This is a genomic window from uncultured Chitinophaga sp. (genome assembly GCF_937874145.1).
Classification (GTDB): domain Bacteria; phylum Bacteroidota; class Bacteroidia; order Chitinophagales; family Chitinophagaceae; genus Chitinophaga.
This window is the reverse complement of the sequence record NZ_CALNBI010000434.1, coordinates 1-7,914: the sequence shown is the minus strand read 5'-3', so window position 1 is coordinate 7,914 and position 7,914 is coordinate 1. Positions and strand designations below refer to the sequence as shown.

At 55.4% G+C, this 7,914-nt stretch carries 8 protein-coding genes; 2 read left to right on the top strand and 6 right to left on the bottom strand.

Annotated features, from left to right (window positions below):
- Nucleotides 1-247: 247 nt before the first annotated feature.
- Nucleotides 248-871, top strand: a complete 624-nt coding sequence (locus Q0510_RS20985; RefSeq protein ID WP_298716004.1) for a peroxiredoxin — start codon at nucleotides 248-250, stop codon at nucleotides 869-871.
- Nucleotides 872-875: 4 nt separating this feature from the next.
- Here Q0510_RS20985 and Q0510_RS20980 read toward each other — a convergent pair whose 3' ends face one another.
- Complete coding sequence (locus Q0510_RS20980) at nucleotides 876-1,349, bottom strand: acyl-CoA thioesterase (protein ID WP_298716002.1); 474 nt, start codon at nucleotides 1,347-1,349, stop codon at nucleotides 876-878.
- 17 nt (nucleotides 1,350-1,366) lie between these two features.
- Nucleotides 1,367-1,837, bottom strand: a complete 471-nt coding sequence (locus Q0510_RS20975; protein ID WP_298716000.1) for a thermonuclease family protein — start codon at nucleotides 1,835-1,837, stop codon at nucleotides 1,367-1,369.
- A gap of 110 nt (nucleotides 1,838-1,947) precedes the next feature.
- Between Q0510_RS20975 and Q0510_RS20970 the strand changes: the two genes are divergently transcribed.
- The gene (locus Q0510_RS20970) at nucleotides 1,948-3,141 is read left to right on the top strand and encodes a glycoside hydrolase family 88 protein (RefSeq protein ID WP_298715998.1); all 1,194 of its coding nucleotides are present in this window, start codon (nucleotides 1,948-1,950) and stop codon (nucleotides 3,139-3,141) included.
- Nucleotides 3,142-3,356: 215 nt separating this feature from the next.
- Here Q0510_RS20970 and Q0510_RS20965 read toward each other — a convergent pair whose 3' ends face one another.
- The 4 genes from Q0510_RS20965 to Q0510_RS20950 are packed head-to-tail and all read right to left on the bottom strand — an operon-like array spanning nucleotide 3,357 to nucleotide 7,746.
- Complete coding sequence (locus tag Q0510_RS20965) at nucleotides 3,357-5,687, bottom strand: hypothetical protein (protein WP_298715996.1); 2,331 nt, start codon at nucleotides 5,685-5,687, stop codon at nucleotides 3,357-3,359.
- On the bottom strand, nucleotides 5,653-6,675 hold the full coding sequence (locus Q0510_RS20960; RefSeq protein WP_298715994.1) for a hypothetical protein: 1,023 nt from the start codon (nucleotides 6,673-6,675) through the stop codon (nucleotides 5,653-5,655). Before Q0510_RS20960 ends, Q0510_RS20965 begins: the two co-directional genes overlap by 35 nt.
- Nucleotides 6,676-6,721: 46 nt before the next feature.
- Nucleotides 6,722-7,231 (bottom strand): trans-aconitate 2-methyltransferase, encoded by a 510-nt coding sequence (locus tag Q0510_RS20955; protein ID WP_298715992.1) that lies wholly within the window; start codon nucleotides 7,229-7,231, stop codon nucleotides 6,722-6,724.
- A gap of 2 nt (nucleotides 7,232-7,233) precedes the next feature.
- Nucleotides 7,234-7,746 carry a hypothetical protein gene (locus tag Q0510_RS20950; RefSeq protein WP_298715991.1) on the bottom strand — a complete coding sequence of 171 codons (513 nt, stop codon included), beginning with the start codon at nucleotides 7,744-7,746 and terminating at the stop codon, nucleotides 7,234-7,236.
- Nucleotides 7,747-7,914: the final 168 nt, after the last annotated feature.

The window sequence follows — 7,914 nt, the reverse complement described above, 5'->3', positions numbered from 1 at the left end:
ACGCAGCGATTTCAATATCGGCGCTAAATTCCCCGCACAGATGCTCAGCGACGAAGTGAACATCATCGCAGACGGCGAATTCGTGAAACAATAAGCGATATACTATATTATATATATTAGAAACCCGCCACCATGGCGGGTTTCTCTTTTTATAAAATAAAAGTCCACTAAATTGGTGGACTAATAGGTTTTCTTCCTATATTTGTACTGTCATTTGAAATCAGCATCAAAAACCAACCTACCTTTTATGTACACTACCAACCGTTACGCAGATTTGCCCCCAGTCAGGTACGACATCCTTTCGACCCGTCCCAAAGACCGGACGCCCATCCAGCCAGTTGCAGAAGGTGCTACACTGCCGCTTTTTCATTTGCACCGCGAGGATTTCGTGGTTCCGTTTTCGTTCCTCGGCGCCGAGGGCGCTTACATCGTAGGCAGCGAGTTGCTGAACCAGCCGCTGGTGCTCGCGTTTTATTCCCGCCACTGGAACGGGTATTCCCGGTCGTTTTTGCAGCAGCTGGAGGATTTGTATGCGGATATCCAGGTGATGGGAGGGCAGTTGCTGGTGGTTTCCAGCGATCCGGCGGAAGATCTGAAGGCATTGGGCGTGCCGTTTGCGCTGGCGTACGATAAAGATTTCAAAATTGCGAAGAGCGCGGGTATTTACGCGGAAACCGATCCCTTGTGGGCGCGCCTTTCCGGGTTCGAGGAAAATGCGCCGCTGCCGGCGGTGTATGTGCTCGGCCAGAGCCAGCGCATCGCATGGGCGTTCACCGATAAACTGTTCGACAGGCAGATTCCCCGCAGGGAGTTGTTGACCGCCGTTTACACGGCCGGCCAGGCACAGGCGCTCAGCCGCGCGATCGCGTAAGAACTTACAGGTAGGGTTTCATTTCATCTTCGATATTCTTCCGCAGGTCCATCAGCCGGTGGGCGTATTGTTCCATATTCAATTCCTGCTCCGTGCGCGGCGTCCATTTGGGTACGGGCACGGTTTGCCCTTTTTCATCGATGGCGGCGAACACCATGATGCAATGGGTGGTTTTGACTTTCTCCTGCTGCCGCGGGTTACCGGCATGTACGTGAATGGAAATGTGCATGCTGGTATGGCCGGTGTAGATGATGGAGGCGTCGATTTCCACGAGGTCGCCGATGGCGATGGGCTTGTAGAAACGGATGCCGCCAACGTAGACGGTCACGCAGTATTGTCCGCTCCAGTTGGCCGCGCAGGTGAAGCCGGCCTGGTCGATCCATTTCATCACAGCTCCGCCATGTACTTTGCCGCCGAAATTAACGTCGGAAGGCTCGGCGAGGAAGCGGAGGGTGACGGTATGATGAGGTGTTGCCATATAGTCAGATATTCGGTTTACCGGGCCATGCGGCGGTGTTGCTTCCGCCAGTTCCAGGGGGCGATGGGGCTTTTATCGGCCCAGAGCCCTGATTTCTCCAGTTTCGCTTTTTCCTGGGCGCGCGCCAGTTCCCGGCTGTTGCTGAACTGGGTGTAATGCCAGGCAAAGCCGGCGGATACGAGGCGGTGGTTGAGGGAGGAGCCGTCGGGCAGGTAGACTTCCGCTACGATCCTTCCATACTGATCCTTGTTTTTTTTGACCATCCGCACGGTTTTGTTGAAACAGAGCTCCGCGCAGTATTGCCGGGCTTTGTCGCCGAAGGGCTGCCCCTTTTCCGGCGCGTCCACCCCAAACAGCCGGATGCGGACGGCTTTACCGTTGATCATCATTTCTATCGTATCTCCATCCTTTACCGATACTACTTTTCCTGTTTGCGCGCTGGTTGCGCAGCTGGTAAATATTAAAAAGAATAGTAAAACAAGTCGCATGCCCGCAATATCGAAAAATTTCCTTGGATAATCCGGATGGCTTATTATTTTTATGCAAACGTTTGCAGTTCAGATTAAATTCCCGTTTTACAGTTTTTAAAAAACGCAACATGACTTCCAGAATCGTTAAATGGGCCACGGCGCTGGCATTCCTCGTTATCCCGTCGGCGGTTTCCGCCCAGCAGGTGTCGAAAAAAGAGATGCGGACATTGATTGACGAAAACATGCGCTTCGCGTTGAAGCAGTACCAGGTATTGAAAGACAGTACCCCGGCTCACCGCATGCCGCGCACTTTCCAGAACGGCCGCTCCGTGACCTCCGACACCGAATGGTGGTGCAGCGGGTTTTATCCCGGAACGCTCTGGTACCTGTACGAATACACCAAAGACCCGGCAGTGAAGGCCGAAGCCGAACAAAGGCTTGCCATCCTTGAAAAGGAAAAACGGTATACCGGCAACCATGATATCGGGTTCATGATTTATTGCTCCTTCGGCAACGCTTACCGCATCACCGGAGAAAAAAAATATAAAGATGTGGTGGACACGGCGGCGGTGTATCAAATCACCCGTTACAAACCTTCCATCCAATCCATCCAGTCCTGGAACAAAAACAAAAGGCTGAATTGCCCGGTGATCATCGACAACATGATGAACCTGGAACAGCTGCTCTGGGTAGCCCAGCAGGGCGGCGACCCGCGTTTCCGGGAGATCGCCGTCACCCACGCCAATACCACACTGAAAAACCACTACCGCCCGGACCACAGTACTTTTCACATCGTGGATTACGACCTCGATAAAGGAACGGTCATCCAGAAAGTGAACGGCCAGGGCGCGCACGACACCTCGGCCTGGAGCCGCGGACAGGCCTGGGGGCTGTATGGTTTTACGCTGATGTACCGCTTCACCCGTGATCAAAAATATCTCGGCCACGCGCGGAACATTGCGCAGTTCATCCTGCATCATCCCAACCTGCCGGCCGATAAAATTCCATATTGGGATTACAATGCGCCGCAGATGCCGACTTCGCGCGACGCGTCCGCCGGCGCCATCGCCGCTTCCGCGCTGCTGGAACTGGGCCAGTATGTGGATAAGAAGGAGAAGCAACAATATGTGTCCGCAGCGGCCACGATGCTGCAGTCGCTGGGCTCGCCGGCTTACCGTGCGAAGCTGGGTGAAAACGGCGGATTCCTGCTGAAGAACAGCGTGGGGCATTTTCTCGCCAATTCGGAAGTGGACGTGCCGCTGACTTACGCCGATTATTATTTCCTGGAAGGGCTGCTGCGGTATAAAAAATGGTATTTGTAGCAGGTTTTCAGCGCAGCGAGGCATAGCAGTAGTTGCAATTACGGAAACGGCTATCCGCAACTTTTAATGCCTGAAATTCGTTATATTGTTAGTGGAATGGCCAGGGCCTCATCGTCCGGCTGTTCCGCATTGTTTATTTAGTAGTAATGATGAAAAAAAACTAGGGCTGGTATTTTTATACCAGCCCCTTTTTTATGCATTGAAAATCAATCTGATCATTGTTTTTGCGCCTTGGCGAAATCGCGGAGGTACCCGCATTCTTTTACGGTTTCCTGGTAGAATTCCGTGTTTTTGAACTGGCCGTACAGTTCCGGGAAGTAAGGATTGCTGCGTATCGCCTGCAGGTGCCATTCCTGGTCGTCGGAATAGGGAAGATGCTTTTGGGCGCAACGGGCGGCGAGGTACAGGGCTTTCGCCTTGAATTCCGGATCGGTGGAGGCATCGGCGGCCTTTTTGTAAAAGGTCTCCGCGCGGTAGCAACCGAAATATTCCTTCAGCCAGGGCGTGTTGTCGTACGAGGGTTTCCACCAGTCGGTGCTGGGGCGGTAATTGACAGACAGGTGATAGGACGCGCCGTAGTAGGAAATGCTGAAGAGTCCGTTGGCGTATTCGAAATACGTTTCCGGGTTTACTTTCGATTTCTTCATGTCTTTTTCCAGCGAAGCCATTTTTTCCGCGAACTGCAACTCGGATATCGGCTGGCTCATGGAATCGGTTTCTTCAATGCCATAATCCTGGAATTGCGGGCGCAGCGCGCTTTCTGTTCCACGGGTGCTGGCGCTCCGCTTGAACCATTCCACCGCATCCGGGAAATTGTGGTGGCGTACGTAGCTGATGGCCACGGCTTCGCCGAGCTCATTTTCCTTCAGTGCAAGATTTTGATAGAGATATGTCTCGAAGGCAGACTGGTTGCGTGCTTTGCTGCCGTTGTAGAGCGTGATCATCGTACTGGTAGGCAGGCTGTCGCGGATGTAATCCTGTGCGGACACATACTGCCAGTAATATTGATAGGGATTGACGCGGTCGCGGACAGAAAGGGCGAGCGCTTTCCGGGCGGGATCGTTTTGTTTTGCATACCGCGGCGCGATGATGAAATCCATCAGGTTGCGGTACAGGCGGGAATAATAATCGGCCGTAAGCGTTTCCGGCGCGGGATCGTACCAGTACGCGCGTTCTTTCTTCGGCAGTTTGGAATCCAGCCATTTGAGGGAAGGCAGCAGCGCCTGTTCGAAGGGCGCGTCGATACGGGGTTGCTCCGCGATGGTCAGCAGCAGTTTCACCACTTCGAACTGATCCTTCACATCCGGGCGGGCCGGCAGGTTTTGTGCGGAAGCGAGGCTGGTGCGGGTAGCTTTGTAATCGCGCAGCATGTACGACAGGTAAGCCTCCGTGATGTGGAACAAGGCGGGTTCTTTCACTTTTCCTTCCCTGGCGAAGCGCGCCACGATATCCCGGAGCTGTTCTACTTTCTCCGGCCCGAACTCAGATGAATACCAATAGTTTTGCAGCTGCCCGCTTTCCTTGCCCAGCACGCCGGTCATGTAGTTTTCTTCCAGCTTCGCGATCTCGCGGCTGAGCAGCACTTCCAGCAAAGGGTGCTTCGGGTCCTGGGCGTAGGTCTGTTCCAGTCCCTGTGGATGGTAATCCGCCTGGCGCAAGGCGTACATCGCCGTAACCGTTCCCCGCTCGTAAGGCGTTTTGCAAAGTTGCAGGACGCTGTTTTCATACACATTCGCCCATTTCAGGTTGAGGAAAGCGAGTTTGCGCTGGCCGGGTACTTTATCGAAAATCTGCGAGAAGAGATACGCGCTTTGTGCTTTTTTGCCCGTGCGCATGAGGGAACCGGCTTTCAGTGCCAGCGTCCGGTAATGGATGAGGGATTCGCTTTTCAGGGGCGCGGCGAGCGAATCGTAATATTGCAGCGCCTGCGCGTAATTCCCCGCGTAGTGCGACATCCGCACCGATTGAAAAGCATACCGTTCGCGGATGGTTTCGTTCTGCGCCGCGCGATACAGCTGCATCCCGTTTTTAGCAAGCCGCAGCATCGTCACGGAATCGCGTTTGGGCACTTCCCAGTAATCTCCCGGTGAGGAATGCGCCTCGCATTGCCTGGCGTACATGAAATAGCCAAGGGTTTCGCGGTCTTTCGATGCCAGGAAATATTTCGTCAAACCATTCTGCTGCACGCTGTCGGGCAGCTCCAGCGGCTGATTTTTTTCAATATGGTTATACAGCACGGCCATCTGCGGGCGCGTGTAGGTATAGATGAATTCCGTCAGGTCTTTCTCATTGACTTTCCCTTTGAAGTAAGCGCCCCATTCCCGCAGGTTCAGCGTTTGCTCCGGTATTTCCGCGGCATAATGGTCGGACAGCGCCGTGTAGTAGAACGGCTCGAAACCGGGCTTCTCTGCCAGGTTGGGATTGAAAAGCGTCGTGTAATAATCGTAAGGGTCGGGTTCCGGACCGCAGGACCACACATAGGCGGCGCCTGCCACCGTGAGGGCCAGTACGCTACCCGAATAGGCTGTAAATCGTTTCCAGTTCATGCAGGTCATATTTGTTTAGAATTCCAGGTTCGAGATGATAGAAGATGATCACCGGCGCGCCGGGCTGCCGTTGCTTCGAGAGTTGTTTCGCGGCTTTGCGCAGCACGCCGGGCGCGCTTTCTTCATGCCGGATCACGTCTCCGGGATGGAGGCGAACGTTGGCGATGGCCGTGTCTTTCACAACGGTATAGCTGAAGTCTCCCGACTTCCGGAAGATGCGTTCGTCGGTGACCGGCATATTGCGCGTAAGGCCGGCGTATTGTCCTTTCCGGAACAACACATCCCAATCGAACAGCGGCAGCGCAAAGTCGAGCGGCAGCGGGTATTGGGTGATGCGGTTGTTGCCGGTGTAGGACAGCAATGTTTCGGGATCGATGATGGAGTTATGGTCGCCGGGTTTGCGCAGGTCGCCCATGTTGTAGCACATGAGGAGCCCTTTGTCAACCGGCGGCACGCCGCTGCCGGCGGTATATTTCACCTGGTGCAGGCGGATGGCGGCGGATAGCTGGCGGTTTTGGAAGAAGGGCTCGTTGCGGATGGCGCGCAGGAAGGCGAAGTATGCGTCGCGGGTGGAGCGGGTCCAGTCGCAGTCGAGCTGTATTTCCGGAATGCGTTCCGGCGGGATGTTGCGGCACAGCGCTGCGAGCAGTCCGGCTGTGCGCCGGGCGACGTCGTGGGTCCAGGCGCTGTCTTTCCGTTGCCAGACTTCATTCATGATAAAAACGACGGGTATCAGCAAAGCGCTGTCGGGGAATGGTGCGCGGAAATCGCTGATGGCCACGGGCACGGCTTTATCGCCTTGCTGGTCCACGTCGAAGCATTTGACGTACAGCCGGGTGACGCCGAGCTTTTGCAGCGCGGTGTTTTCGCCGGGTGAGGGGTCGAACCGTTGCTTCCAGTGATAAAACGCGCGGTGCGTTTCCCGGGGTTGTTGGCAGGCCAGCATGGTGATGAAGAGGGCCATCCATATGTAGCGGAGTTTCGCCATGTGGTGCAAATATCGGAAAACAGCTATAATTCGGTGCGTGAAGAGATTAACCTACCGCGGTTACGGCGGCGTAGAGCCGTGCGCGGCCGAATTTGGAGGGCATGGTGCGCAGCAGTTGCGGCGGCAGCAGGCCGAGGTGGCGGAAGCGCGATTGTAGGGTGGAAAGGCTCAGGGGGTAAGGGACCCATGGATTGGGGGTGTCGGTATCATATTCCACGAAAAGGAATTGTCCGCCCGGAAGGATGTATCGCACGGCCTGTTGCAGGAATGTTTCCTGTTGTTCCACGAAGTGGAGGGCATTGGCCATGAGGATGCCGTGGAGGGGCGGGAGGCTCCAGGGGAAATCGAGGAAATCGCGCTGAAGCGGGATGATGCCGGGAGCGGGTTGCGGGATGGTGGAGCGGTCGATGGCGTAGACCTGGCTTTGGGGCGGCAATTGCCGGAGGAGGGCTTCGGAGAAGAGGCCTGAACCGCTGCCGAGGTCGGCCCAGGTCTGGGGCTGGCGGGTGGCGGGTTGGGGGAGATGGATGAGGAGGGCGGCTTCCCGGGCAGTCATGGTTATTGGGGATTGATGGCGATGATGCGGTAACCTTCGGGCAATGGGGCTAACCAGATGCGGCCGTTGGCGATCATGGCGCCCTGTGAGTTGCGGAAGATGCGATCGAGGCGGAGGGTGTCTACCGCGGTTTTAAGGGCCGGGGCGAAGATCTGGTGGTACTGTGATTTGAAGTCGGCCGGCGAGGGGTAGAGGCGGAGGGGGAAGCGGATGAAGGCGGCGATGGAGTCGGGCTGATCGTTGCGGACCCAGGATTTGAAGCGGGTGAGGAAGCGTTTGAAGTCGGCCGGGTCGTTGAACCCGGCGTTTTCCCACGAGGTGGGGATGGACCCGTCGTCGAAGATGGAGTCCTGCGCCTGGATTTGGGCGGTGATGGGCTCGACGTGAGGTGGTGGGGCGACGGGCACGAGGTTCTGCACGTCTTCGACGATGGAGGTGTCCGCCGCGGGGGATTTGGAGGCCTGGTTGCAGGAGGCGGAAATGGCGAGGAGGGTTATGGGAAGAAGGTTTTTCATATGTCAGTGATTGAGCGTGAATGAAATTACCCAATTCCGGCCGAAAAAAAATTCAATAAAAGATTTGTGTTTGTGGGATTTTTGTTCTTATCTTTGCAATCCCAAAACGGAAGAGCCTTCGGGTAATTTCAAGGGAAGGATCGGTAGTTCAGTCGGTTAGAATGCCGC